This is a genomic window from Streptomyces sp. NPDC045968 (genome assembly GCF_056430475.1).
This window is the reverse complement of the sequence record NZ_JBWKLF010000005.1, coordinates 467,325-491,019: the sequence shown is the minus strand read 5'-3', so window position 1 is coordinate 491,019 and position 23,695 is coordinate 467,325. Positions and strand designations below refer to the sequence as shown.

Annotated in this window: 26 protein-coding genes and 4 pseudogenes; 13 read left to right on the top strand and 17 right to left on the bottom strand. The window is 69.9% G+C overall.

The window, feature by feature from the left end; genetic code table 11:
* Positions 1-285: 285 nt before the first annotated feature.
* Genes AC07FA_RS18115 through AC07FA_RS18105 form a run of 3 tightly spaced genes read right to left on the bottom strand, consistent with a single transcriptional unit; the run spans position 286 to position 2,437 of the window.
* Complete coding sequence (locus AC07FA_RS18115; protein WP_479076547.1) at positions 286-819, bottom strand: hypothetical protein; 534 nt, start codon at positions 817-819, stop codon at positions 286-288.
* Positions 816-1,505, bottom strand: coding sequence for a hypothetical protein (locus AC07FA_RS18110; RefSeq protein ID WP_479076546.1), 690 nt, complete (start codon positions 1,503-1,505; stop codon positions 816-818). Before AC07FA_RS18110 ends, AC07FA_RS18115 begins: the two co-directional genes overlap by 4 nt.
* Positions 1,502-2,437: a hypothetical protein gene (locus AC07FA_RS18105; RefSeq protein ID WP_479076545.1), complete on the bottom strand. Its 936-nt coding sequence runs from the start codon at positions 2,435-2,437 to the stop codon at positions 1,502-1,504. Before AC07FA_RS18105 ends, AC07FA_RS18110 begins: the two co-directional genes overlap by 4 nt.
* Before the next feature lie 467 nt (positions 2,438-2,904).
* On the opposite strand from AC07FA_RS18105, the gene AC07FA_RS18100 reads away from it, so the two are divergent.
* Positions 2,905-3,330, top strand: a complete 426-nt coding sequence (locus AC07FA_RS18100) for a hypothetical protein (protein WP_479076543.1) — start codon at positions 2,905-2,907, stop codon at positions 3,328-3,330.
* Here AC07FA_RS18100 and AC07FA_RS18095 read toward each other — a convergent pair.
* The 8 genes and pseudogenes from AC07FA_RS18095 to AC07FA_RS18060 all read right to left on the bottom strand — a co-directional run bounded on the left by AC07FA_RS18095 (position 3,291) and on the right by AC07FA_RS18060 (position 8,866).
* Positions 3,291-3,747 (bottom strand): annotated as a pseudogene (locus AC07FA_RS18095) (DUF6415 family natural product biosynthesis protein). The gene AC07FA_RS18100 and the pseudogene AC07FA_RS18095 sit on opposite strands and share 40 nt — an antisense overlap.
* 44 nt (positions 3,748-3,791) lie before the next feature.
* Entirely contained in the window at positions 3,792-4,025 is a 234-nt protein-coding gene (locus AC07FA_RS18090) for a hypothetical protein (RefSeq protein WP_479076541.1), read from the bottom strand.
* Positions 4,026-4,069: 44 nt separating this feature from the next.
* Positions 4,070-4,921, bottom strand: coding sequence for a helix-turn-helix domain-containing protein (locus AC07FA_RS18085; RefSeq protein WP_479076539.1), 852 nt, complete (start codon positions 4,919-4,921; stop codon positions 4,070-4,072).
* A gap of 25 nt (positions 4,922-4,946) precedes the next feature.
* Positions 4,947-5,474, bottom strand: coding sequence for a DUF6879 family protein (locus tag AC07FA_RS18080; RefSeq protein WP_479076537.1), 528 nt, complete (start codon positions 5,472-5,474; stop codon positions 4,947-4,949).
* Positions 5,443-5,697 (bottom strand): hypothetical protein, encoded by a 255-nt coding sequence (locus AC07FA_RS18075; RefSeq protein WP_479076535.1) that lies wholly within the window; start codon positions 5,695-5,697, stop codon positions 5,443-5,445. The genes AC07FA_RS18080 and AC07FA_RS18075 overlap by 32 nt, the downstream gene beginning before the upstream one ends.
* A gap of 131 nt (positions 5,698-5,828) precedes the next feature.
* Positions 5,829-6,791 (bottom strand): hypothetical protein, encoded by a 963-nt coding sequence (locus tag AC07FA_RS18070; protein ID WP_479076534.1) that lies wholly within the window; start codon positions 6,789-6,791, stop codon positions 5,829-5,831.
* 253 nt (positions 6,792-7,044) lie between these two features.
* Positions 7,045-7,512 (bottom strand): hypothetical protein, encoded by a 468-nt coding sequence (locus tag AC07FA_RS18065; protein WP_479076533.1) that lies wholly within the window; start codon positions 7,510-7,512, stop codon positions 7,045-7,047.
* Positions 7,513-7,666: 154 nt separating this feature from the next.
* Positions 7,667-8,866, bottom strand: a complete 1,200-nt coding sequence (locus tag AC07FA_RS18060) for a replication-relaxation family protein (protein ID WP_479076616.1) — start codon at positions 8,864-8,866, stop codon at positions 7,667-7,669.
* A gap of 609 nt (positions 8,867-9,475) precedes the next feature.
* Here AC07FA_RS18060 and AC07FA_RS18055 point away from each other — a divergent pair.
* Positions 9,476-9,751, top strand: a pseudogene (locus AC07FA_RS18055) (short chain dehydrogenase); the annotation flags it as partial.
* A gap of 284 nt (positions 9,752-10,035) precedes the next feature.
* Here the strand turns inward: AC07FA_RS18055 and AC07FA_RS18050 are convergent.
* Positions 10,036-10,575 carry a MarR family winged helix-turn-helix transcriptional regulator gene (locus tag AC07FA_RS18050; RefSeq protein ID WP_479076531.1) on the bottom strand — a complete coding sequence of 180 codons (540 nt, stop codon included), beginning with the start codon at positions 10,573-10,575 and terminating at the stop codon, positions 10,036-10,038.
* Between the two features lie 87 nt (positions 10,576-10,662).
* Between AC07FA_RS18050 and AC07FA_RS18045 the strand changes: the two genes are divergently transcribed.
* From AC07FA_RS18045 to istB, 4 genes and pseudogenes are all read left to right on the top strand, one after another.
* A complete protein-coding gene (locus tag AC07FA_RS18045; protein WP_479076529.1) occupies positions 10,663-11,298 on the top strand; it encodes an FMN-dependent NADH-azoreductase in 636 nt (211 codons plus the stop codon).
* 44 nt (positions 11,299-11,342) lie between these two features.
* A complete protein-coding gene (locus AC07FA_RS18040; protein ID WP_479076527.1) occupies positions 11,343-12,782 on the top strand; it encodes an FAD-binding oxidoreductase in 1,440 nt (479 codons plus the stop codon).
* Positions 12,779-12,955 (top strand): annotated as a pseudogene (locus tag AC07FA_RS18035) (LLM class flavin-dependent oxidoreductase); the annotation flags it as partial. The gene AC07FA_RS18040 and the pseudogene AC07FA_RS18035, both read left to right, overlap by 4 nt.
* 27 nt (positions 12,956-12,982) lie before the next feature.
* The gene (gene istB, locus AC07FA_RS18030) at positions 12,983-13,759 is read left to right on the top strand and encodes an IS21-like element helper ATPase IstB (RefSeq protein WP_479076615.1); all 777 of its coding nucleotides are present in this window, start codon (positions 12,983-12,985) and stop codon (positions 13,757-13,759) included.
* 80 nt (positions 13,760-13,839) lie between these two features.
* Here istB and AC07FA_RS18025 read toward each other — a convergent pair whose 3' ends face one another.
* Positions 13,840-14,205, bottom strand: coding sequence for a nuclear transport factor 2 family protein (locus tag AC07FA_RS18025; protein WP_479076525.1), 366 nt, complete (start codon positions 14,203-14,205; stop codon positions 13,840-13,842).
* 164 nt (positions 14,206-14,369) lie between these two features.
* Between AC07FA_RS18025 and AC07FA_RS18020 the strand changes: the two are divergent.
* From AC07FA_RS18020 to AC07FA_RS17990, 7 genes and pseudogenes are all read left to right on the top strand, one after another.
* Positions 14,370-15,143: pseudogene (locus AC07FA_RS18020) on the top strand (MBL fold metallo-hydrolase); the annotation flags it as partial.
* A 186-nt stretch (positions 15,144-15,329) separates the two neighbouring features.
* Positions 15,330-15,641 carry a hypothetical protein gene (locus AC07FA_RS18015; protein ID WP_479076523.1) on the top strand — a complete coding sequence of 104 codons (312 nt, stop codon included), beginning with the start codon at positions 15,330-15,332 and terminating at the stop codon, positions 15,639-15,641.
* Between the two features lie 414 nt (positions 15,642-16,055).
* Positions 16,056-16,490 carry a DUF8189 domain-containing protein gene (locus AC07FA_RS18010; RefSeq protein ID WP_125516029.1) on the top strand — a complete coding sequence of 145 codons (435 nt, stop codon included), beginning with the start codon at positions 16,056-16,058 and terminating at the stop codon, positions 16,488-16,490.
* Between the two features lie 521 nt (positions 16,491-17,011).
* The gene (locus AC07FA_RS18005) at positions 17,012-17,332 is read left to right on the top strand and encodes a hypothetical protein (RefSeq protein WP_479076521.1); all 321 of its coding nucleotides are present in this window, start codon (positions 17,012-17,014) and stop codon (positions 17,330-17,332) included.
* Positions 17,333-17,548, top strand: coding sequence for a hypothetical protein (locus tag AC07FA_RS18000; protein ID WP_479076520.1), 216 nt, complete (start codon positions 17,333-17,335; stop codon positions 17,546-17,548).
* Positions 17,549-17,574: 26 nt separating this feature from the next.
* Positions 17,575-18,252 carry an NUDIX hydrolase gene (locus tag AC07FA_RS17995; RefSeq protein WP_479076518.1) on the top strand — a complete coding sequence of 226 codons (678 nt, stop codon included), beginning with the start codon at positions 17,575-17,577 and terminating at the stop codon, positions 18,250-18,252.
* A complete protein-coding gene (locus tag AC07FA_RS17990) occupies positions 18,249-18,488 on the top strand; it encodes a hypothetical protein (protein WP_479076516.1) in 240 nt (79 codons plus the stop codon). The genes AC07FA_RS17995 and AC07FA_RS17990 overlap by 4 nt, the downstream gene beginning before the upstream one ends.
* A 15-nt stretch (positions 18,489-18,503) precedes the next feature.
* On the opposite strand, the gene AC07FA_RS17985 is transcribed toward AC07FA_RS17990, so the two are convergent.
* From AC07FA_RS17985 to AC07FA_RS17970, 4 genes are all read right to left on the bottom strand, one after another.
* Positions 18,504-18,644 (bottom strand): hypothetical protein, encoded by a 141-nt coding sequence (locus tag AC07FA_RS17985; protein ID WP_479076514.1) that lies wholly within the window; start codon positions 18,642-18,644, stop codon positions 18,504-18,506.
* A 547-nt stretch (positions 18,645-19,191) separates the two neighbouring features.
* A complete protein-coding gene (locus AC07FA_RS17980) occupies positions 19,192-20,016 on the bottom strand; it encodes a DUF1173 family protein (protein WP_479076512.1) in 825 nt (274 codons plus the stop codon).
* A gap of 168 nt (positions 20,017-20,184) precedes the next feature.
* On the bottom strand, positions 20,185-21,798 hold the full coding sequence (locus tag AC07FA_RS17975; RefSeq protein WP_479076613.1) for a transposase: 1,614 nt from the start codon (positions 21,796-21,798) through the stop codon (positions 20,185-20,187).
* 221 nt (positions 21,799-22,019) lie between these two features.
* Complete coding sequence (locus tag AC07FA_RS17970; RefSeq protein WP_479076510.1) at positions 22,020-22,586, bottom strand: AAA family ATPase; 567 nt, start codon at positions 22,584-22,586, stop codon at positions 22,020-22,022.
* Positions 22,587-23,695: the final 1,109 nt, after the last annotated feature.

Below are 23,695 nucleotides of genomic sequence, written 5' to 3'. Positions count from 1 at the left end.
TGCGTTGAGGTCGCGCTGGGCCTGGACCAGGTCGGCGGGGAAGGTGGGGGTATTGTTCGATTTTCGAAGACACCGTCTCCGGGAACCCCGCCTACGGTGACATCTCCGTCGCCGCGGCACCACTAGGACGAATGTGCCAACGCCTCCTACGAGGGCGGCACGTGCACTTGCGACCTCATCGAGGAGTACGGGCCGCCGTCCGGGCGCGACGACTAGGGACCGCACCCGCACCAGACCGGGCCTTGGATCTCTGGCCCGGGAAGCCCGGTCTGGTGGATGGTCGTGCTAGGCGACTGCCGCGGTGAGTTTCACCGACGGGATGCCGCACTCTTCACGAAGCTCGGCAAGGGGATGGCGAGGAAGGCCGGAGACGATCCACATCCGCATGGTGTCGTGGGTGACCAGTTGGCCGGAGCCCGTTCCGTCCTCGTTGAGGACGTCGACCTTCAGCAGCATCCGTTGCCCGGATTCCCCAAGCGTCCAGAGGTCCAGGAAGCACGGGCGCCGGCACGTACGGAGGTTGCGGCGCTGGTTCTTCCACCGGAAGCTCACGATGCCGTCTGCGAAGGCGGTCAGTGAGAGGGCACCGGAGGCGTAGACCGAGCGGCCGTCCCAGATCCACACCATGTGGCCGTGGTCCAGTTCGCGTCCCATGATCTTCGTCGGGGACATGCTCGCGTGCTGGATCTCCACCACGCATCCGTCGGCCGCGACCACATCGGCGATGTGGCTTCCTCGGCGCTGTTCGCGCTGGGTCGCCGGCACCATGGTCTTCCAGTAGTCGTGCCACTGGATCGAGGAGTAGGGAAGGCTGTTCATACCGCTCCCGCCAGGGCCACCAGGTCGGCGTCGCTCATGCCGAGTTCCGCGGCGCCGATGCCCAGGGCGGCCAACGCGTCCAGCCCGATCTCCGGGTTTTCCTTGAGGCGCTCCTGCGCCCGCCGGAGGGCGCGGAGCTGGGTTTCCAGCTCCGCGTACTGCCCGTCGAGGAGCTTGCGGAACGCCCGGCTGTCCTTCTCCTGCTCGCGCAAGTGCTTCTGGTTGGCCTTGATGGCGAGGAGCTGTTTGGTCACCTCTACGATGCGGGCGTGGACCAGGTCGGCGGGCAGGAAGGAGCGCTGGCCGGGGATGGTGATCCCCCGGTCAATCCCAGTGCCGCATCCGCCCGGAGCGGGCCCGGGGGATGTCCCGCCGTTTCCAAGACCGGGGATCGGCGGTGTCGTGCCGCCTTCCGTCCCCGGCCCTGCGAGCGGCGGTGTCTCGGTGCCGCTGTGCGCGAAGCGGACCATCAGGTCGTGGTCCAGCGCACCCAGGACGGGGCCGAGGACGACCTTGAAGTACTCGATCGCCGGCAGCTCGCCCGCCTGGATCCCGTCGATCATGACGTCCATGAACTCGCCGGTCCGCCGGTTCTTGTCAGCGTGCTGGGCGAACAGCGGGCCGTAGTTGTCCGTGATCCACTGCCGGGTCGCAGCGGACGAGGATGTGTAGCGTGAGGCGGTCACCGCACACCCGCCTTTCCGCCGGCGCGGACCGAGTGCAGGCGTTGTGCCCAGTGCACCACGCCCTCACAGGCCTTCTCCAGGTCGTTGAGCATGGCCTCGTCGGCGATGTTGATGATCTGCTCGGGGTGCATCTCGACCAGGCCGTGGAGCAGGTTCACCCGGCGCCGGAATTGCAGGACGAGCCGGTCGTCGTCGGTCTCCTCGGGAGCAGAGGTGCTTTCCCTGGTGCTGGTGACCTGGGTGACCTGGGCGAGGCTGTCGCGGATCTTGAGCTCCGCCATGGGATCGGCCTCGAACGCCTCTACGAGGAACGCCGGTTCCATCACGCTCGCCAGGACTGCGGACCTGATGTCGGGGCGGTCGAGCTGTTCCACGATCTTCTCGGCGGTCATCGCGGAGGCCGAGTTCGGGATCGGCCGCGCGCCGATCGCTTCGCGGAACTCCTGCGCCGTCACACGTCGGCGGCCTGGCTCCTGCAACATCCGCAGCAGGATCTCCCAGCGATCCTGGCGCCGACGCTCACGGTCCGCCTTTGCCAGAGCCTTCTCAGCCTCCCGGCTCTCCTTCGGCAGGGAGAACCCCAGTGCGGCCTCGCGGACGACCGAGTAGGACACGGTGACGTCGGACTCGGCCAGCACCTTCCTGAGTGCGCTGTCGCAGCCTGCGGACACACCCCGGTACTCACGGGCCATACCGGCGGTCATGCCGATGTCTGCGGCAAACGCCCTGATCACCTCGTTGGAGGCGTTGGTGGTCTTGTCGGTGTCCATCGGCGCGACTGCCAGCAGGAGATCTCCGATCTCCAGGCGCGTCCGCTGCTTCTCGCCCGTCAGGAGATCATCGCGAGCTACGAGCTTCCGGCCGAGTTCCACCTGCTCGGAGGAGTAGGCCGGTTCTGTTTCACGAGCACAGGGCTCGATCCAATCGGTCATGGCCCGGAACGTAGGGCGGCCCACTGACAATTCCGGGGGCCGCAGAACACGAATGGTCTAACCGGTCACCCGTGGTGCTGAAGAAGTCGCACCGAACGGGTTGCGCAGCCGGTATCGAGTGGACGCCGCCGGGGAGCGGAATCACCGCCGCCCGGGCCGAGGTTCACCCAGGTCAGAGGCACAACGCGGCTTCCGTCCCACTCGCACTTCTTCTGGGTCGCTTTTCAGTCCGGCGTCCGGTCCGTGCCTGGCCGCCCCGCCGGGCACGGACCGGCCGGGCGCAGCGCGGAGCGGGCGGCTGGAACCGAAGGGCGGTCTCCCAGCAGGGGTGCCACCACAGCGTGGTCGGCCTCATGATCGGGTCCCGGACGCCTTGCGCGGAAGCGGGCTCGTTCGTGGTCTGCGTCGGCTATACCGGGATGGATCCGACCACCTCGCCCGCCGTAGTCGAAGGAGTCCACTGCCTCATGACCGACGCCGCGAACGCTGCCTCCGCCACCCGTGCCAGCCGCGTGATCTCGATCGCGGCTGTCGTCATCGGCCTTGCCTTCACCGGCTTATGGTCCTTCATCTCCATCCCTCAGCTCATGGACTTCATCGGTGACCGGGACATCACCGCGCCGCTGTTCCTGGCCGTGGCGGTCCTTGCCGGTCCCGCCTTGTTCTGGGCCTTCATCGGTCTCGGCATCGGGATGAGCGCGCTGGGCTGGGCTGCCGGGCTCGCCACCACTGGCATCTTCATCAGCCTCACCTGCGGGTCCCTCGTCGCCGCCTCCGACGGCCACGGCTTCTCCTACTGGCTGTTCATCGCTCTGCTCGTCGCCTGCAACATCGCCGCCTTCTGCGTGACTCCTTACGTCCTCGTCCGCGGCGCGGTCGGGCGCCGCCGTTGACCCGTCGGCCCCGGAGCGGGCGCTGTGACCGGAAGCCCGGTCGCGGCCTCCAGGCGGTCCAGACGTTCGTAGAGGGCGCGCACGAGACGGGCGCGGTTCTGGGCGCAGCGGACGGTGCCCTCCAGGGCGACGGACAGCCGGCCTTCTGCTTCGCGCAGGACGACGTCGGCGAGCGCTTTTGGGTCCGCTGTCCTTGGGCAGGTGTTCGGCGCGGCGGCGGACGTGGGCGGCGACGGCGCGGGCGTGGCCGGTGAGCTGGAGGGCGATCTGCTCCAGGTCGCGGGTGGTGAGCGTGTCCTCGCCGTTCCATGCGAGGACGGCCGTGACGAGGCACGCGTATGGTTCGCGGTCGAGCGGGAGCTCGGCTTCGATCTGGCCGTCGGGGTCGTGCAGGAGAGTGTGGGTGCTGGTGTGCATGGCGGGCCTCGATGCCGGGAGCGTCGTGTGCGGGTGGCCGGTGGTCACCGCTGGGGGCCCTCGCTGCTGTCGGCACCGTCGTCCTGGTCCTCGCTGTGCTGACCGAGGAACCGGGTGAAGCCGCGGTCGGCGCGGGCCAGCAGGGCCGGGGAGGGGACGCCGTAGGCGGGCGGCTGGAGGCCGCGGCCCTCCGGGGCCGGGGCGGTGGAGTCGGTGTGCGCGCGCAAGGGGCCCGCCTCTCCGGCTGGTGGTCCGTCGATGTCGTCGACGCTACGCACCCACAGTCCGCGCTCTCAACGAAGTTGCGGAGAATTGCGGAAGTTCAGTCCAGGGCGTCGATCGCGGCATGGATGAGGGCGCGGGCGGCGTCGCCGTAGACGGCCATCTCCGTGAGGCCGGCGAACGCCCGCGCGTAGTCGGTGAGCTCGCGCGGCTGCGTCACCTTGATCTCCGCAGTCAGCGTCTCCACCACGGCCATGGTGTCGTCATGGACGTAGAACGATTCCAGCGGCCACACGGTGCGCTGCGCGGTGAACGGGATGATCCCCAGCGAGACGGAGGCGAGGGGCATCACGGCCAGGAGGTGGCGCAGTTGCCCGCGCATCGCTTCGGGGTCGGCGGTGCGGAAGCGCAGGACGGATTCCTCCAGGAGGACGACGTAGCGGTGTCCGCCCTCGTAGAGGAACCGGGAACGGGCGACGCGGGCGGCGACGGCTTCGGCGACGTCGTCGGGGGTGCCCTGGAAGCGGGTGATCTGGGTGAGGAGGGCGGTGGCGAACGCCGGTGTCTGGAGGAAGCCGGGCGGCACGTTGGAGAGGTAGACGCGGCAGTGGCGGGTCTGCTCGTGGAGGGCGAGCCAGTCCTCCTGTACTTGGCGCATGCCGCCCTGGTGCAGGCGGCGCCACTCCATGTACATCGAGTCGACCGCGCGGGCGGTGGCGATGAGGTCTTCGGCCTGGTCATCGGCGCCGCACGCCGCACACCACGTGCGGATGTCGGTGTCCGAGGGTGCGGCCGCACCTTTTTGGATGCGGGTGGTTTTGGCGGGGTGCCAGCCGCACCGGGCGGAGAGGTCCTTCCCGGTGAGGCCGGCGTCCTTGCGCAGGTGAGAGAGCCGGACGGCGAGCGCCTCGCGGGCCGACTGGGCGCTGGACGATGGAGAGGCGGTCGTCATGTGGCGGCCTTTGGCTGTGCGTCGGTCAGATGCGGTAGTCGGCGTGCTCGGTGGCCAGGTCCCACACCGTACGGAACGCCTCCACGCACAGCTTGACCGCGTGTGGGTCTTCGGTGTGGTCGGGCTCGAGGGCCTGGCCGTCGCCGGAGAACAGGTTCCAGCGCACGAGCCGGTCGTCGACGAGCCAGAAGTCGTTGCCGGGCAGGGCGAGGGTGGAGGCGCGGCAGCGGGGCAGCCAGCGGACCTGTTCGCCGGCGCGGAGGTTGGCGTCGGTGATGGCGTACTCGAAGCGGATGTAGTCGGTGACGGGCTCGGACACGATCCGGGCCCGCAGGACCTTCACCCCGCGGGCGACGGTCCGCTCCACCAGCGGCAGCCACCCGCCCCAGAACTCCGAGTCGTCCGCAGGCACGCTCCCGTCCCGCAGGAACGCCTCCAGGACCTCCTGCTCCTCCCCCACGGCATAGACGTCGCGGAGCTCCAGGTGCAGGGCGCGCCGTTGGGCGGAGTCGAGCAGGTCCTCAAAGCTGGGTGCCGGCGGCTTCTGCGGCATCGCATGCCTTCCTGATCTGGTCGACCATCCGCACCGGGAGCCGGATGACTCCCTCGTCATCCGCCGACGGGCTGTCCTGGCTGCACGCGGCCCGGATCTCCGCGTCGGCGAACTTGCCCTGCAGAACCAGTTCCGGCCCCTCGGCGGCCTCGGTGTCCACCCACACCGCCGGGCAGTTCCCTCCGCCCGAGTTCGGGTCCGTGCCGAAGAAAAGTAACGCCATGATCGCCTCCGGAGAAAGCCAGTTGCGGGTTGTTGCGCACCGACCGTCCCTCAGCACGGAGAGCCGGTCAAGAGGACCGGGGACGTCGGAAGGCCAGCCCACGCGTCGCGGGGCGGGCCAGCCCTCCGAGGTCAGCTCCTGTCGGCAGGGCGGGTGCCCAGCGCCGTACGCAGGCGCCGCGCGATGGCCTGGTACGGCTGGACGAAGTCGGGGTCCTTCAGCTGGTCGGGCTCGGGCAGCTGCTTGCGCGGGTCAGACCGGCACTGCCCGGCGAGCGACCAGCCCAAGGGACGCAGTCCGGCACGGTCCATGTCCCGGTCGACTCCCGCCAGGTAGTCCGCGTCGACGGGCAGCTCCCAGTTCGACTGCCAGATCACCCCGGCCAGGGCGATGGGGAGGTGCGGGAATCCGAAGAGGAAGCCCAGACAGCGCTCGCGCAGCACTGCCGCGCTCTGCTCGGGGCTCAGCGGGACGCCCTTCTCTTCGCCCCCAGGGCCGGGGAGTGCGGTCCTGCAGTCGGTGTCGGGGAAGATGTCGATCTCCCCGATCACGACGTGCGCCGTTGCGTTCTCACGGTCGGGGTAGGACCAGTGCTTCGGCACAAGGACGATCACGTCGTAGGTGCCGAGAGCGCCGGCCACCGCCGCCGCGAGCGGGCTGCGGTCGGTGCGCGGCAAGCCGCGGTCGCTCTCCTGCGAGGCGTGGCGGACCTGCCACATGCAGGTGTGGCGGGTCAGAAGGCCGGGGCCGTCCGGCGAAGCCCACAGGGTGCTGGTCGTCGGCTCCGGCAGGGTGGCCGGCTCGATCTCTTTCTTGCGGCGGCTCCGGCCGCGACCCACGTTGCTCATGCTCCAGTGCCAGTAGTCCTCGGCTTCCTCGAGGAGCAGGACCCGCTGTCCGCTGTATGCCCAGGCTGCCGCGATCCCGCCGACCAGGTAGTAGAGGTTCCCTGAGCGCTCCGCCAGGAACCGCAGGACATGCGGTGCGTGCGGCGTATCGCCGGTCCCCGCGCCGCGAAGGGCCTCGGTGTACTTGGCCCCGCTCCGGCTCGCCCTGCGGGCTGTCTGCGCGGCGGTGGACTGGTTCTTCGGCATGACGTACTCCTCTGCCGGACCGGGCCACGCCCCCGGGACCGGCTCGTACGACTGCCGTGGACACGACGGAACGCAGAACGGGAAGGAGCGGGCCCCGCAGGACCTTGGCCCCCGCGTCCGGCGGCGTGGCTCCGGAGGCGGCGATCGGCAGTACGCACTAGCCGGGCAGGATGCTAACCGGCGCGACCGCACATGCCGAAGCCACAAGCCGCCGTTTCCCCCGAACGGGCGAGGTCTGCGTCGGCTGTGCCACTCAGGCTTGCCCGGCTGCCGGCTCCCACAGCGGGCGGGCGCGCCCGGTCCCGTCGCAGTGGAAGCACCGGCCGCCCCCGGGCGTACTGCGAGCCCAGATGGTGTCGGCGGCGTCCCGGAAGAGCTGGGTGAGGCCGGTGGTGTGCGCCGCGTGGATCGGGAGTTCCTGCCGCCTGCTGAGCGTGACCTCCAGGGCGACGCCGGGGCCGGTGAAGTGGGCATGGGGGAGGTCGCCGGTCATCGCACGGAGCGTCTCGTTCACCTGGCGCATCGTCTCGGCGCCGGTCAGCTGCACCCGGGCCGCGAGGATGGTGTCGGCGGCCGCGGTGAAGGACAGCAGCCCGGCCGGACGGGCGAGCGGCCCGACGCGGCCCACCGCGTCGGGATGGGTGTGCTGGAGCTGGGCCAGGGCATGCCACAGGTCACCCGGCAGGTCTTGGGGCGCGGTCTCTTCTCTGCTGCGTCTCATGAGACCTGTCTAGATCCTGGCACCGGCGTACGACCGGGTTCGGCCTCTCCCTCCCGTACGGCGACGCCGCGACTTCGCGGGCCGTCCCGCCGGGCGGGCGGTCACGCCCGGCCGGCGGGCGGCCAAGCCCAAGCTCCCCTCGGGCTTGGCCGGGTCAGGTTCGCCGGCGAAACCAGCCGCGGCCCCGGTCCGGCTCGGAGTCGTCCTCCGGCTCCGGCGGCGCGGCGGCCTGGAGGCGGGCGGCTTCGGCGGCGGCTTCCTTTCGGGCGACGTCGTCGGCGTGGCAGGTGCCGCACACGGACGCGTCCCCGGCCGTCCAGGGGCCACCGCGCGCGGTGGTCTCCTCCCAGCGCTGGTCGGTGAACTTCTCCCCGCACCGCTTGCACACGGGCCGCTGCGCCTCCCGCTCAGCAGCACGGCGCCGCTCCTCCGCCGCTTCGGCGCGGGCCTCCTGGTCGCGGAAGAGGACGTCGCCGTCAGGGTTGTCGAGCGCGGCCGTCAGCTTCTGCTCGCCCGTTCGTCCCAGCCGCCGCCACACCGCCGCATCCGCGCCGTGCTCCGCCAGCTGCTCCAGGGTGGTGACGACAACGGGCACCGCCTGGCCGTAGTCCTTCGCGGTGATCCCCCGGTGGTAGGTCTCGTACCGGCGCGGCGCCCAGTAGGCGCGGCCGGCCTCCTCCAGCACGGCAACCGTGTTGTCGACCTTCGCCTTGGTGGTGTCCGCGAACACGAACGCGAGGGGCACCAGGCCCTCCCGGCCGGTCGGCGGGTAGAACCGACGCCACAGCCGCTGCTCGTGATCGACGTGCTCGATCGCGTCCGGCCGCGAACGGACCCGGTCCACAGTGCGCTTGTCCGCGTCCTTCGGCAGCAGCCGGCCCCACTCCCAGTACCGCCGCAGCTTGGCCACCAGCTCGTGCGCGTCCTCGGTGCGGCGGTCGATCTCCAGCAGCATCACCGGCACCCCGGCCTCCGGCGCCCGCACCACCAGGTCCGCCCGCTGCACGAGGCTGCTGCCGAGCCGGTGCCCGATCTCGGTCTGGAAGCCGAGCCGGTGGCCGATCCCGGCACGGTGGAGTTCGGCGGCCGTCGAGGTGACCGCCGCGGCGTGGTCGTCGTAGCCGGTACCGAGCAGTTCCCCGGTGTCCGGGTCGTACTCCTTCTTGCGCAGCACCGAGACCCGTATGCCCTTCGGCTCCAGCAGCTGCTTCGCCTCAGCATGTCCTCGCTTCGTCAGCACCCACACCTGCCGCTGGTCCTCCTGCACCGACTCGATCCTCACCAGGTGGTGGTCCTCCAGATCCAGGAGGTTGTCCCGCGTCAGCCGGTCGTGCTGGTTGTCAGGGCGGGTCAGCTTCCACAGCTGATCGGGCGTAGCCCTCTGGAAGATTCCCAGCGCTTGCAGCAGCTCCCGACGTCGAGGCTCGGTCGAAGTCCTCCTGTGCTTTGGCTTCCTAAATACAAGAGGGCTGTCGGCGCTGCGACGGCCCCCCTTCCGGCGTGCCTGACCTGCGGAAACGCCCGGTCCTTGGCGTCGAGGCGCGGAGGGGGTGATGGAGGGGTCTACGGAGGGGGCCTCTCCGGCCTGGACAAGGGGCTGCTCGGGGCCGTCGGCGGTGTTCGCCACAGGGTGCTCCTGGAGGTGGGGCGGGCCTGTCCCGCCGTTCACCTTCTACAGGTGTCGTCCCCGGCGAGTTTGTGACGCCGATCTTGAAAAACCTCTCCGCCGTGACCGCATCGTGATCATCCCGAGTGTGACCGAGAGTTCTAGTTGGCGAATCACGATTTAGACCATGCAGGTCAGAGATGCGCCGAGGACTCTTGTTGGCGGATCTTGAGTGAGCTAGTTGGCGGATCACGGACGGTGGCAGTCGCTCTGCGTGAGCGTTGGCCTATTCGTTGACCCGTGATGATCTGGCAGTGCCCGCGTCGATGTCCCGGGCGAACTGGTGGGCATACTCGACGGAACAAGGACACCCTGGGCGTCCGCCTGATCCGTGCCATGTCCGCCCGCGGCATCCTCGTCGGCACGGTGGAGACAGCGGAGCTTCCCGCCCTGTATGCCGCTACTTCTCCAGATGCCAAGGGCGGCGGGTTCTACGGGCCCAGCGGGCCCGGTCACCTGGGCGGCCCGCCCGCCGAGCAGAAGCTCTACAGCCAACTGGCCAGTACTGAGGAGGCGCAACGCGTGTGGCAGGTCTCCGAACAACTCACCGGCGTTCCCTTCCCTCGCAGTTGAGACGTTCGCCTCCGCAAGCGACTCCGCAGCCTCCTCCGGGCCGATGACTGGCGCCACGCCACTCGAGGCCGATCGCCGACGCCGCGATCGGCCTCGCCGTGACGGTCCCAATCGACGCCTTGAGGCCAGTGAGGTTCTCGGTGGCGACTCAGGGCCTCTGGCCGCAACGGGGCGGAACATCCCGCCTTCTGACGGGAAACGCGTCTGGGTTCGCCGGCCCGGTGAACGCGCTCTGGTGAGTGACACCGTTCGGGATGCCCGACTCCCTGGGGAAGAGAGCAGGCTCAGGTGTCCTGGGGCAGGCCCGGTGCGTCGCCGTGTCCGTCCGGCGGCAGTGGGACCTGGTCGATGAGGTCCAGCGCCTGGGGGCGGGTCACCGATAGGAGCTTGCGGCAGATGTGCCGCAGCTGCCCCAGCTCCTGTGGGCTGAGCACGTCGATGACTGTCCTGCGTACTTCGCGTACATGGCCGGGTGCCGTCTCCGCCACCTTGGTCATGCCGGAGTCGGTGAGTACCGCCTCGACGGCACGGCTCTCGATGGGGCAGGCGCGTCGCTGCACCCATCCGAGCTGCTCCAGCCGCCGGACGGCGTGCGAGAGGCGGGACTGTGAGCCGTTCGCGAGCTGGGCCAGCAAGTGCATCTGACGGGTCCGGCCGGGGCTCATGGAGAGCTCGGCAAGGATCGAGTACTCGAAGAAGTTGAGGCCCGCGTCCCGTTTGAGCTGGGCGTCGATCGCAGGCGGCAGCGCCATGAGCGCTCCGGCCAGGTGGGCCCAGCTTTGGGTCTCCTCGTCGGTCAGCCACGGAGTGTCGTCGTCGGTCACGACTCCGAGCCTACCCTGATTGAACATTCAATTCAAATGTGTCACCATTTGGATTGAACATTCAATCCATCTCTTGAGGAGTTCCCCATGAGCCTTCTGCGCATCGACGCCAGCATTCTCGGTCCCGCTTCCGCCAGCTCAGAGCTGGTGGACCTCGTCGTGGACGCGTGGGCCGCCCAGCACCCGCAGGAGCGGATCGTCGCCCGCCACCTGGGCGCGAACCCGCTCCCCGCGGAGGCCTGGGCCAGCGCGGTCAGCGCCGGACACGCGCCTGAGGACCAGCGCACGGACGGCCAGAAGGCGGCCGTGGCTCTGGCCGCCGAACTCCGCGCCGAACTGACCGCAGCTGACCAGGTCGTCCTGGCCGCCCCCTTCTACAACTACGGCGTCTCCCAGCACGTGAAGACCTGGATCGACCTGGTCATAGCCAGTGGCGGCGCGGCCGACCGGCTCCTGGAGGGCAAGCAGGTCGTCCTGGTCGTCACGCGCGGGGGCGCCTACGGGCCCGGCACGCCGCGCGAGGGCTGGGACCACATGACCGACTACGTGCGCCGCATCCTCGTGGACGTCTGGGGCGGCGACGTGACGGTGGTGGAGCGGGAGTTCGCCCTCGTCGGCGTGAACCCGGCCCTTGATCAGTTCAAGGACCTCGGCGCCGAGCTGAAGGAGAACGCCCGCGAGGGCGCCCGCGAGGCCGGTAAGGCCCTCGCTGCCGCGCACTGAGCTAACCGTTCTAGAGACCGTCTTCCAGCGTTTCGGAGGCTGGCATGGATGTCGACGTGGAGCGGCTGGCGAAGCTGCGCGGCGCGGAGCACGCACTGCGCCCCGAGTCCGTGCGGAGCCAACGGATGCCGGGGATGGACTACGACGGGGTGCCCGACGTGCTCGCCGCGGGCGCAGTCGAGCCTGGAGACCGCGCGTACCGCAGCCTGTCGTCGACGTATACGCGAGGCGGCGCGCCGGGCCTCGTCCTTCGGCCGCGCACTGTGGAGGAGGTCTCCGAGGCGATCGCGTTCGCGCGCCGGCACACCGATCTGCCGCTCGGCGTGCGCAGCGGGGGACACGGGTTCAGCGGCCGCTCCACGAACCATGGTGGCCTGGTCATCAATGTCGGCGGGATGAACGGCATCGAGGTCATCGACGCGCAGCGCAGGCTGCTGCGGGTTGGACCGGGCGCGCTGTGGAAACAGGTGGCGGCGGCTCTGTACCCGTACGGCTGGGCGATCGGTTCCGGCGACGCGGGCGGTGTCGGCGTCGGCGGGCTTGCCACAGCGGGCGGCATCGGCTTCCTGTCCCGCAAGCAGGGCCTGACGATCGACCGGCTGCGCGCCGTCGAGCTGGTACTCGCCGATGGCACACCCGTCCGAGCAAGCGAAGAGGAGAACCCCGACCTGTTTTGGGCCATGCGCGGTGCGGGGGCCAATTTCGGCATCGCCACCGCGTTCGAGCTGCAGGCGGAGCCCATCGGCGACGTTGGCCACGCGCATCTCACGCTCGTCGTCGACGACGTCGCGGAGGCGCTCGAGCGCTACGGACAGGTCGCGAGCGCGGCCCCACGCGACACCACCCTGTTCATGATGATCGGGGCGGCGCGGGGCGGCCCGTCCGTCATGCAGCTGTACGGCGTGGTCGACGACCCAGACCCCAAGACCATCAGAAGCCGGCTCACCCCGTTCATTCAGATCGGGCCGCTCGCGCAGCAGCGGGTCGTGCTCGCCAGTTACCCCGATCTGATGGAGACACCCGACGTCGGACCGCAGGGGCATACGGGCTTCGGCGAACCGGTTGCGCGCTCCACCCTCGTGCGCGAGTTCACCCCAGAAGTCTCCCGGCAGGCCGCTGAGGCGCTGGCCAGCGGGGCCGTGGGGATCCTCTCCGTACGACCGATGGGCGGCGCGATCGCCGACCTGCCCGAAGGTTCGACGGCCTTTTCCCACCGCGACGCCGGCTTCGCGATCTCCGCGATGGGGTCGAGCACGCAGCGCATCGACGCCGCCTGGGACCCGGTGCGGAAGCTGGGCGTCGGCTCGTACCTGAGCTTCGAGACCGATCGGCGCCCTGAGCGCCTGGGTGATGTCTTTCCTGCGCCGGTGCTCGAGCGACTGCGCGAGCTGAAGCGGCGTTACGACCCCGGCAATCTCTTCCGCGACAACTTCCCCATCACCCCACAGCCCGCGGATGCGCACCTCACGGAGGCCACACGATGACCGACTACGGCCATGACCTGATCTTCGGCACCTTCGTCACCCCCACCGCGCACAACGCGAGGGAGGTGGTCGACTTGGCAGTCGTCGCCGACCGCTCCGGCATCGACCTGGTCACCTTCCAGGACCACCCCTACCAGGCGAACTTCCTCGACACCTCTACGCTGCTCGCGTTCGTGGCCGCCCGCACGCAGCACATCCGCGTGGCAGCCAACGTCACCAACCGCTTGACCGAGCAGGCTGCCGACGCCGCCATCGACAGCGCCTGTCGGCTTCTGCGGCTGCCGTCGATCCGCAACGAGTTCTCCGACATCGCCGACCGGGCTATGAGGGACCAGATGACCTACCGGGGCTTCCTCGCCGAGCTGCTGATGACCGAGTGCGACGACCGGTCCCGTCGCCGCTCGGAAAGGCGGATCAAGGCAGCCGGCTTCCCGCGCGAGAAGTCGCTGCGGGCCTTCGACTTCGACGCGAACCCCAACATCGACGCCGCCACTATCCACACCCTCGCCAGCTGCGAATGGATCAAGAAGAGCCAGCCACTCTGCCTGATCGGGGACTCCGGCACCGGCAAGTCCCACATGTTCATCGCCCTGGGCACCGAGGCCGCCATGAAGGGCTACCGCGTCCGCTACACCCTCGCCACGAAGCTCGTGAACGAGCTGGTCGAAGCGGCCGACGAGAAGCAGCTGAACAAGACCATCGCCCGCTACGGCCGCGTCGATCTTCTCTGCATCGACGAGCTCGGCTACATGGAACTCGACCGCCGAGGCGCCGAACTCCTTTTCCAGGTGCTGACCGAACGCGAGGAGAAGAACAGCGTCGCCATTGCCTCGAACGAGTCATTCGGCGGCTGGACCAAGACCTTCACCGACCCTCGCCTCTGCGCGGCCATCGTCGACCGCCTTACCTTCAACGGCACCATCATCGAGACTGGCACAGACTCCTACCGCCTCGCCAGCACACGAGCCCCGAGCTGAGGAGCCCGTCAAGGCCGGCTGACTTCTGCCGCCGTCTCGGTTGTCGGCCCGCCGTCCTGACAGGTGGCGGGCCCAATCGCTCAACTCGCCAAAGTCCCCTGGTGGAAGTACATCCGCCAGCCCGTTTCCGTCAGACGCCACAAAGAGCTTCGCCACGCACGACGTCCTCTGTTGTCGGCGAGGTACGTCAGATGAACAACGCCGGGAGCGAGTACAACCCCTACCATCTCGCTGACCATCACCGGGGACTCCGGGACCACCGAACCAGCACTCGTCACCGTGAGAATCGACGTTGCGTCCCAGCGTCGTCCCGAAGCTCCGATCTCGGTGAACTCCGGGTCCAAAAGCTCCGAGACCAGAGCTCGCGAACCACGCACGTCGGGGTCGAGAAGCCGCATCTCCGCAGCAATCGCCGCCTGAACGAACCGCTCGGTCTCGTCTGCCATGCACGCACCCTACGGACATCTCTGGTCTCGTCACAGCGAATAGTCGACGGCGCGGGCAGCGACCGGCAGTGCCGTCATTTCGCGTCAACATTCCTGGATGCGTTGATCACCAACTGCCGTCGGAACTCATGCACAAGTGCTGTCACTAGACATCAACGAAGCCACTCACCCTGCTGACCGATCCCAACTTCCTGCACCGGGGCAGCTTCGCCTACCTGGGAAACGGACTCTTCTCCCGCCGCTTGACCGAGCCGGCCATCGGGGTCCGCGACCTGCCACCCGACCTGGACGCCGTGATCCTGTCGCACCTGCACGGGGACCACTGGGACCGGCTCGCCCGCCGGGGTCTGGACCACGGGCTGCCGATCATCACGACTCCGCACGCCTCCCGGCGCCTCCAAGGACTGCACGGTTTCTCGCGGGCCACCGGCCTGCGTACCTGGCAGTCTCAGACGCTCTCCCGCGACCGGTCCCAGGTGCGCGTCACAGCGCTGCCGGGCCGCCATGGTCCCGGGCTCGCCCAGGCGTTGCTCCCGCCCGTCATGGGCAGTCTGCTGGAGTTCGGCCCCCAGGGCGCGACGCCGGAACTGCGCCTCTACATCACGGGGGACACGCTGATGTTCCCCGGCATCAGGGAGATCGCCCGGCGCCACCCGGATCTCCATCTGGCCGTTCTGCACCTGGGCGGCACGACGCTCCCGGGCGGCCTGCTGGTGACCATGGACGCGCGCCAGGGAGCCGACCTCGTCCGGCTCCTGCGCCCGCGCCGCACGCTGCCCGTGCACTACGAGGAGTACGGGGTCATGCGCAGTCCGGTGTCCGACTTCTTCGCCGAGGCGGAGCGCGGGGGCTTCGCGGCCGATGTCGTGCGCTGCGGCAGGGGCGAACGCGTGCTGGTCGGTCCGGGGGCCGGTGAGGTGAGGCGCCTGCCCGCGTAGCTCACCGTTCGGTGGCGGCTCACCGGGACAGGCGGCCCGACGCCTGGGATCGCCCCGGTCGAGGCAGGTCCGATAATGGTGGGTGTCGCGTCCCAAGAGGTGCTGTCGCCGCTCCCGAGGAGGCAAGGAACCATGGTTGCAGGTGCGACATCAACGCATCCGGCTTCGACGAGCCGACAGGTGCTGATGCACGGATGGCGCGAGCAGATCATCAGCGGACTCATGCTCGTCATCGGTATCGCCTTGTGCGTCGCCCCGTGGGTCGGCGGTGACGGGCCGGACGCCGCCAAGGACATCCACCGCAACGAGATCGGCGTCGCCATCCTGGTGCTCGCGGTGGCGATAGCCCGGCTGAGCCGGCATGTCGGAACCTGGTCGGACATGATCATGCTGCTTGCGGTGGGTGGCTGGTCGCCTCCCCATGGCTGCTTGGTCTGCGGAACACCGCTGTCTTCGACGGGGCCCAGGTCTTCGACGTCGCCGCAGGGGCTGTGCTGATCGCCCTGGCAGCGGCGTCCATGGCCTTGCGCGCGCTTCTGCGCCGCGAGGAACCCGACGCTCGTCACGGTTGAGGCCGCTCGTCGATGTGCACCCCGGGTCCCGGCCCGGGGTGCACCTATGAGTGCGCGTGAGGCTCGTGCCCGGCCGACCCGCCCTCTTCCGTCCAGCGACCCCCGGCGATGAACGTCCGGTCCGGCTTCGCTTGGGGGTGCCGGCCCGGCTCCCGCCTGTCCCGCCCCGACTCATCGGGCGGGTCGGCCGGTGCGGCAGGCCGCCCTCCATCTCGAGGACGTAAGCGAAGCGCCAGTGGGACGTTAGAGGAGAGGGCGAGGATATCCACGTCGGGTGGCAGGGGGGTTGGTTCTTCCCGCTCCCCGACATGACCACGCCACTCGGCAAAGGAATATGGACATGCGCGGATTCAAGAGTGCCCTCGCGACAGTCGCGGCTTTGGCCGCTTTCGCGGGGGTGGGGGTCGCGGCGTCGCCGGCACAGGCGGCGACCTACTGCTCGACCAAGGGGCAGACATACATCTGTGAGTACGGCGTCTCGACCATGAGATTCGCCAACGGGACGAAGGAGGAGTTCGTCGTCGGTGCCGATCACGCGGTGTGGACGAACTGGACCAGGTCCGACGGATCCTGGAACGGCTGGATGTCCATGGGCGGGTGGGTCCAGAGCCGCATCTACGCGACCCCTGAGCAGGAGAACAGCACTTCGCTCCTCTACATCATCGCCACCGGCTCGGACGGCAACGACTGGGCCCGTGTGCGCCACTCCAACGGCTACTGGACCAGCTGGCAGCCCCGCTGCTTCGCCATCCCGGAGGGCCATAACTGCGCGTAACCGGCGGGGCGAGCGGTACTCGCCCCGACCACCGCACGCGGTCCACGGGGTGTCACTGGCGGCGGACCGCACACCGGCGCGGCGCGTAGCACGGATCATCGAGGAGCCTTTCGAGGAATGTGGCGCGGAAGTGGCCTGGCAGGGTCGAAGCTGCGCATCTGGTCGCGGCCGGTGATCGGCTCGGCCGCCCGGCTCCCGCGGCCTGCAACGGCAACTTGGGGTGCCGGTCCGCAGAGCGGGAACAGCAGTGCCGGGGCCTGCAGGTGGCCGCGGTCCCACCTTCTGGCTCCGCGACTTGCCCCCGCCCTCCCCGCAGGCGGAATCGGCCGGGAGGCGGCCGGTGCCCGGCGTGGCGGCACTGCCCGGGGCCGCCCAGTCCGTGGGGCGGGAGGCGCAGCCTGGTTGTGCGCCGCATCCTCCCGCCCCACGGCGTCCTCGGCGGCCGGGGGCCCGAGGCGGCTGTGGGCGGGCGTAGATGGGGTGGCACCTGTTGCCCGAGCGACCCGTATGGAGCCGATGACGTGAGCCCCCGCACCGCCCCGAACCTGCCCGATGAGGGCCTGGCCATCGGCTTCCAGCCGTCTCCGCCCGCGGTCGACACCCGAAAGCTGCATCGGCTGTACCGCGCCCTGGACCGGGACGAGCTTGCGTTCCTGGGCTTTCCGGGCCACCTGGGCCAGGTGATGGCAGAACTCGCCCCGCTGCTGAGCATGTTCCTCGATCAGCCGAACGGCCCGTACTCCCCCACCGTGCTCGACGCCGGCACCGGAGAGTACGAGGAGGCGGTGCTCACCTACTTCGCCGCGCTCGCCGGCGCCTCACCCGAGGAGGCGCACGGCTAAGTGGCGGCCTCACCGCGCGAGGCGCTCCTGCACGGTCTGGTCATGGGCTCCCTGACCGTCACCTTCGACCGGCCACCGGACTGGGTGGTCGAAAAGTGGCGCCTTGAGTGCTTCGAGGACCTGGCGCGGATCAGCACCACCGGGCCCATGACGCACACCGCCGTCGATGAGCTCGCCGCCGACCCGTCCGCCGCCCGCCTGGGAGCTGTCGCGTGACCCCCGCCGTACCACTGCCCTAATCCTTGCTCACTCTGGCCGCCGAAGTCGGTGATCTGATGGACCACACCCCCGAGTCCGCGTACGCGCACCTGCGCGACACTCCCCCCGCCTGGTTTCTCACCCCGCCCGGGGACGGTGCGATCAGCATCATGCGCAGGCCGATGACCGAAGGACAGGTCATCTACCGCGACAAGTGGTGGATGCTGCTCCAGGACCCGGTCGTCTTCCCGGACGGCCAGCAGGGCCGCTACCTGCGCATGGTCTCTCCGCAGGTAGAGCCGGGGGTGGCCGTACTGCCCCTACTGGGCGGCGACGTCGTCCTCATCGAGCACTTCCGGCACGCAACAAGGGCCTGGCACTGGGAAATCCCGCGGGGCGGCGCCACCGCCGGACCTGCACACGCCGACAACGCGGCCAAGGAGCTGCGGGAGGAGATCGGCGCTCCGGCGGCCGAGTTCATCGACCTCGGAACAGTGCATCCCGACACCGGAATCCTGGCGGACGCAGTCCAGTTGTACGCAGCGCGGATCGACACCGTCGGCGAGCTCGAACGCGGGGAGGGCATCCGCCGGGCCCGCACCATTCCCTTCGCCGAGGCCGAGAAGATGGCCCTGACCGGCGAGGTCACCGACGCCTTCACCATCACCGCGCTGTTCCGGGCTCGCCAGGCCGGGCTGTGCGAGGAGAGTCTGGTCGCGTGACGGGAAGGCAAGGGCGCGACCGGCTGACCGCTGTCGTGGAGCGTGCCATCGAACAGCATCTGCCCGGTGGCACGGTCGGGGTGGACATCTCGAGCATGGCCCACGAGGTCGTACGGCAGGTCCGCCGGCAGTTGGCGATCGAGCTGTTGCAGGAGACTGCCGCGATGCTCGCCGAGACACTCGACGGGGCTGCCCCGGCCCGCGGGCAGGAAGTGTCCGCGGAAGACAGCGCCTGAGTCAGGCCGTGGGTGTCACGGGGTGCGGTCGTCGCCTGCGTCGAGCCCCAGGGCGCGCAGGGCGTCCTCCCATACCGGTCCTCCTGCGGGAACTCCGGAGGGCGGCGGGCCGTCGACGAAGATCGGGGTGTACGCCTGCGGGAGATCGCCCAGCATGTGAACGTCCAGCGCCTGCGCCGCGCGCTCCAGGGTGCCGAAGGCCTCGATGACGCGGCGCTGGGTCTGCGCGGCCGCGACCGGGGCGAGCGTCTCGGGCAGGTCGCGGAGGCCGGGGCGGGAAAGGCCAGGCGGCCGAGCGCATCGTGCATGAGGTGCAGTTGGCCCTCGCGCGCGGCCAAATAGGAGGTCTCGGCGTGCAGCAGTTCGGGGTCGGCGAATCGGTGCTGTCCTCGGCCGTGGTCGCGGCGCGTTGCGACTCCTCGACCGGCTGGAGCGGCCTACCGCCCCCGCACCGAGCTGATCGAAGCATCAGCTCAAGCGTCACGTGAGACGGGACGGTGCGGTCGGCGATGTCCCAGCGGGAGGAAGGAGGCTCTTCTTCACCCGCGCTGGAGGAGACCGCGCGCCAGTTCCTGGTCCGTCTAGACGCGCCGTTGGTGGACAAGCCGATGCCTTGAGTCCACCGCGCCCACCGTTGCTGTGGCTGGTGTCAGTCGTTCGGTCCGGAGCCGCGCTGGCCGGAACGCGCGAGTGCGGGGAGCGGCTAGGCGACATCCCACTCGATGAGCCGGCCCCCTTGGCGCTGGTAGAACTCCCGTTTCTCGGCCTTGCGCCGGTCGTAGGTTTCCCGGCCGTGGATGCCGTAGACCTCGACGTATGCCGCGGGTGCCACGTCGGTGAGGACGAAGTCGGGCAGGACAGCGTCGGCGGTGTCGTAGCGGAGGGGCTTGATGAAGGCGCGGCGGCAAGCGGCGAGGGCGTCGGCCATGACCACCTCGTAGGAGGAATCGGCGGGAATGTAGGTGCCGGTGGTGAGCATCGCGGCCAGGTCGACGGCGATGAGGTGTCCCTTGGGGCTGCGTTCGGCGACGAACAGGGCAATCCGTGTGGCGCCGTGCTCGGCGGCCATCTTGCCGAGGGCATGCCGGTAGGAGCGGATGGCCCTCGCGTGCAGGGCCGCGCGGGCATAGAGCGGGGTGCGCTGGTGGGCGAGTTGGTAGGCGACGCCGTGCGGGGTGGGTGCCACCTCCTTGATCTGTCCGAGGATCAGGGCGCGCCGTTCGGTCATGCCGTGGCGCCCCAGGCGTGCGCGGAAGGCGTCCAGTGCGGCGGCGTTGGCGTCGGCCGCAGCGGGGGTGAAGGGCGGAACGATGTAGAGCGCCTCGTCCATGCCCTGGCCGTTGATGGTGGTCTCACGCATTGGTTGGCGCAACCGGGCGTGGCACGTGCGCCAGGTGAGGCGCCCGGCCTGCGGGTGCGAGACGTTGAGTTGGGCCTGTTCCCAGAGCCAGTGCGTAGCGCACCGCTCGGGCGGTGGGACGAGCCCGGAAGGTGATCTTGCGAACGTCCTCGCCGGGTTCGAGTTCACGCAAGCAGGTGTTGACGGCGAGCGTCTTGCCGAAGCCGGCGCCGCCGTGGATACACATCATCGCGCGGGCGGCGACCGTATCGCCGATGGTCTCCCGCGCGGTGAGCAGGGCGCGGGTGGTGACCACAGAGGCGTCGGGCAGGTCGACGTACTGATAGGTCGCCGCGGTCACGAGGGGTCTCCGTCTTCGTCGGGGGTGGAAGGTGCGCCCCGCCCGGCCGGGCCGTCCGGGACTGCAGGGGCGGAGTCACGGCTGGACGGGAGCGGGGCGGGCCGGCCCGCCGTGGCCAGCGCAGCCAGGGAAGCAGGGGTGCGCCAATCGGCCGGGGGTGCGGCGGGCGGGATGACGTCCGGCAGCGCAAGCTGCGACAGGCTGGTGCCGGCACTCCGGGCGAGTTCGGCGTCGGCCTGTGCACCGGTCAGTGCGCCGAGCCGTCGAGGGGGCTCGGCATGGGTGGCGGCGGCGTAGCGCTGGCGCTGGGAAGCTTCGAGGTCCTTCTTCAGGCGGCGGCTGCGGGCGGCCCGTGCCCGCCGTACAGCGCTGACCTGTTCCTCGGTGGCTTGGTCGGCCAGGTCCGCGGGACCGAGGTAGCGGCCGGTGGCCGCGTGATAGACCTCGATGCGGTGGTCATGGTGGGGCATGAAGCGGATCCGGACCTGGATCCCGGACTGACCGGTCATCCACGGCCCCACATAGTCACGTTTCCTGAAGCGGATACCGCGGGTCGTCAGCGTGCGGGTGCCGGCGTCCTCCAGGGTGAACGTCCACAGATCCGCCGCGGCCACGTCTCGTAGCGGGGTGGGATCGTCCTGCCACGCCTCAACCGGGGTCCTGCCCCGCAACGGCGCGGGCTGGTGTTCGGTGTTCCACCACCGTGTCCAGTCCAGCAGCCGGGCTGTGAAGTCCTCGAAGCCGAGCAGCACCTCGTCCTTCGGCCGGGAAGGGCGTTTGCCGGGGCGCGGCTGGCGGGCATAGCCGGGCAGCGCAACCAGGAACATGCTCTCCACCGCCCGGTTCAGACCCTCCACAGTGCCCTTGAGGTGCGGGGTGTAGGCGGGCAGGTCCTCCACCGTCACGTCCAGCAGATCGAACGCGGCGGTCACCGTCCTGGACAGGAAGTCCTTGCCACGGTCCACCCGTACCTTCTCCGGCAGGCCGCCGAACGGGCCATAGGGGTCCTCGCGCAGGACCGCGGAGCGCAGCGCGGCCAGCACCGACTCCCGCGACGGATGCACCGGCGTCACGGCGACACCGGTGATCGCGTTGGTGGCGCAGTCGGTGAACCAGGTGATCCACGGCTTGCGGGCCCTGCCCTCGACATCGACCAGCACCGGCGCCTGCACGTGGTCGGTCTCCCACACCTGGTTGCGCCACCCCCGCGGCCGGGCCAGGAACACATCGTGCTTGCGCGCCGCGCGTTCACCACCGGCGAGTCCGGCCCGCTCCCCCGGCGTCAGGTCCCGCTGGATCGCCCGGTGCAGCGTCGGGATCGAGGGAGGCGGATCCCCCTCGCCCCTGGCCGCGCGAGCGGTCAGCTCACGATGAACTGCCGCGACGTTGCCCTTCCACAAGGCCAGCAGACGGCGCACTTCCGGGGTGACGGAGAAGCGGTCTTTGCTCTGAGCTCGCGCCCCGGGCTCCGCGGCCGCTGACTCGTCACGCTCGGCAGCGGCCAGCCACCGCCACACCGTGCGCTCGGTCACTTCCAACGACTGAGCCATCAGCCGCACATGCTGCGTTGTCAGTTGCTGGTCCTGCCGCAGGGCGAGCAGCCTGCGCACGGCAGGGCCGCGCAGCGCCGACAGGGAGGAAGAAGGCAGACCTCCCCGCACGCCCGGGCCGTCCCCGTGCGCGCCGGAGCGGGAAGCGTCCTCTGCCGGCCCTGCCGCGCCGGTCACAGCGGTCCCATGAGCCGTGCGCAGGCCCGCTCCGGCATCCGGCGGTCCACCACTGCCCGGCTCTTGCCGTAGGTCTCGGCGGTCAGGTGCGAGGTCAGCTTCGCTCAGGTCCGGAAATTGCCATGCCCCACATGCTCGTCCACCCACGCGACATCGTCCTCGCTGACGTCCTCCCACAGCGGGTGGAAGGCAGCCATCACGGTGGCCACCTCCCGCTGGCTGAGGCGCGGCACCAACTCCCAGGTCAGTACCCGAGAGGCCAGCGCAGGCACGCGGCGCAGCGCCCGTTCGCTGCCCGCGCCCGCGAGCACGAGGGCCGTGTCCGTGTCCGGGTGGTCCCACAGCCCGCGCAGAAACTCCAGCGCCGGCCCCGGAAGGCGCTGTGCCTCGTCCAAGTCCAGCACGCGGGGCTGTCGGAGCGCGTTCACCAGCGTCAGGTCGGCCTCCCCCGCCCCGCGCGGCAGACGCCTGCCCAGCTCGAGGGCGTCCGCGAGCACCCGGCGCAGTTCGGGAACCGTCGGGTGCACGCCGACGTGGACCCGGCGGACCCGGGCCGGGTGCGGCAGCTGGGACAGCGCGGACTGCAGCGCGACGGTCTTGCCCTGGCCGGCGTCGCCGTACAAGCACACCACCGCCCCGACCGCGGCCGCGTGCGCGACCGTCCGCAGCACCGACCGAACGGCAGGTGTGCACCACCTGGGCATCCGGGACCAAAACCGGGACCTGCGCCAGGTGCTTCTGCTCCCGCAGGAACACCTGCCCACCGACGCCTTTCTCGGCCACCGCGTTCAGGCCCAGCTCACTGAGGGGATCCTGCCGGCGCGTCCCGGCCACCTCAGGCTCCCGCCCGGTCAGCAAGGCCCGCCCCGCCCGACGGTCCCTACGGATCAGCCGGCACAACGTCGACATCGACGGAACCGGGGCCTCACCACCGGCAGCCACCAGCCGACGCCTCAACTCCGAAACATTGCCCCCTGCCTCACCCAGCAGCTCCCACACCTCGTCCGACACCGCATATCCCTGCCGGACCGGCGCCTCCGCCCGCCCGGTCGCCTTCGCGTGCTCCAGCCAGCGCCAGACCGTACGCTCCGAAACACCCACCGTCTCAGCGACCGCACGTACATGCCGCGTGGCCAGCTCCCCCGCCTGCTGCCGCTCCAGCAGACGACGCACCACCAACCCCCGGGGCAGCACAGGCCCACGACCGGCCCTTACCTCGTGATCCACGCCCCGATCACACTGGCCGGGCCCACCTCACCGCATAAGAACTCACGAACCTGAGACAACATCAGGCGTCATGCGATAAAGCCCCACGACAGCGATCCCACCCATCAACCTCTCACCTCATGACAGCGCCCCCCACCCGTAAACACCCACTGACCAGCCCCGAAACACCAGCCCCGGACCAGCACGACCCACTCTCACCACCACCGACACCAACCCGAGAGATCGCAACATCCCGCCTTGCGTGGTGAGGTAGGGGTGCAGTCCGCGGACATCTCCGCCTTCATGCAGTGCTTGCGCGACCGCGTGGAGAAGGCTCGCCAGATCAGGCCAGGAATCGGTGAAGTCGCCACCGCCGCTGTGGCCTGCCCAGCCGAGATGCTGGGCCTCTGGGCCAGGACGCAGGTCGATCACCTGCGCCGCGCCATCGGCGCTCTCAGCCCAGGGAACCCAGAGTGGGTGCCACCAAGGCTCGTCGTCCCAGGGGCGAGCGGTCAGGCCGTCGTTCTCCGATCCGCCACGCGTAACGGATTCTCGGCACTCGGCTGCCCGGTGA

What these genes read in the sequence shown, in the direction of transcription:
- AC07FA_RS18115 (WP_479076547.1), bottom strand. Translation starts at nt 819, where the DNA reads ATGAACAGCCTTCCCTACTCCTCGATCCAGTGGCACGACTACTGGAAG.
- AC07FA_RS18105 (WP_479076545.1), bottom strand. Translation starts at nt 2,437, where the DNA reads ATGACCGATTGGATCGAGCCCTGTGCTCGTGAAACAGAACCGGCCTAC.
- AC07FA_RS18100 (WP_479076543.1), top strand. Translation starts at nt 2,905, where the DNA reads ATGACCGACGCCGCGAACGCTGCCTCCGCCACCCGTGCCAGCCGCGTG.
- AC07FA_RS18085 (WP_479076539.1), bottom strand. Translation starts at nt 4,921, where the DNA reads ATGACGACCGCCTCTCCATCGTCCAGCGCCCAGTCGGCCCGCGAGGCG.
- AC07FA_RS18080 (WP_479076537.1), bottom strand. Translation starts at nt 5,474, where the DNA reads ATGCCGCAGAAGCCGCCGGCACCCAGCTTTGAGGACCTGCTCGACTCC.
- AC07FA_RS18075 (WP_479076535.1), bottom strand. Translation starts at nt 5,697, where the DNA reads ATGGCGTTACTTTTCTTCGGCACGGACCCGAACTCGGGCGGAGGGAAC.
- AC07FA_RS18070 (WP_479076534.1), bottom strand. Translation starts at nt 6,791, where the DNA reads ATGCCGAAGAACCAGTCCACCGCCGCGCAGACAGCCCGCAGGGCGAGC.
- AC07FA_RS18065 (WP_479076533.1), bottom strand. Translation starts at nt 7,512, where the DNA reads ATGAGACGCAGCAGAGAAGAGACCGCGCCCCAAGACCTGCCGGGTGAC.
- AC07FA_RS18045 (WP_479076529.1), top strand. Translation starts at nt 10,663, where the DNA reads ATGAGCCTTCTGCGCATCGACGCCAGCATTCTCGGTCCCGCTTCCGCC.
- AC07FA_RS18040 (WP_479076527.1), top strand. Translation starts at nt 11,343, where the DNA reads ATGGATGTCGACGTGGAGCGGCTGGCGAAGCTGCGCGGCGCGGAGCAC.
- AC07FA_RS18025 (WP_479076525.1), bottom strand. Translation starts at nt 14,205, where the DNA reads ATGGCAGACGAGACCGAGCGGTTCGTTCAGGCGGCGATTGCTGCGGAG.
- AC07FA_RS18015 (WP_479076523.1), top strand. Translation starts at nt 15,330, where the DNA reads ATGCACGGATGGCGCGAGCAGATCATCAGCGGACTCATGCTCGTCATC.
- AC07FA_RS18010 (WP_125516029.1), top strand. Translation starts at nt 16,056, where the DNA reads ATGCGCGGATTCAAGAGTGCCCTCGCGACAGTCGCGGCTTTGGCCGCT.
- AC07FA_RS17985 (WP_479076514.1), bottom strand. Translation starts at nt 18,644, where the DNA reads ATGCTGGGCGATCTCCCGCAGGCGTACACCCCGATCTTCGTCGACGGC.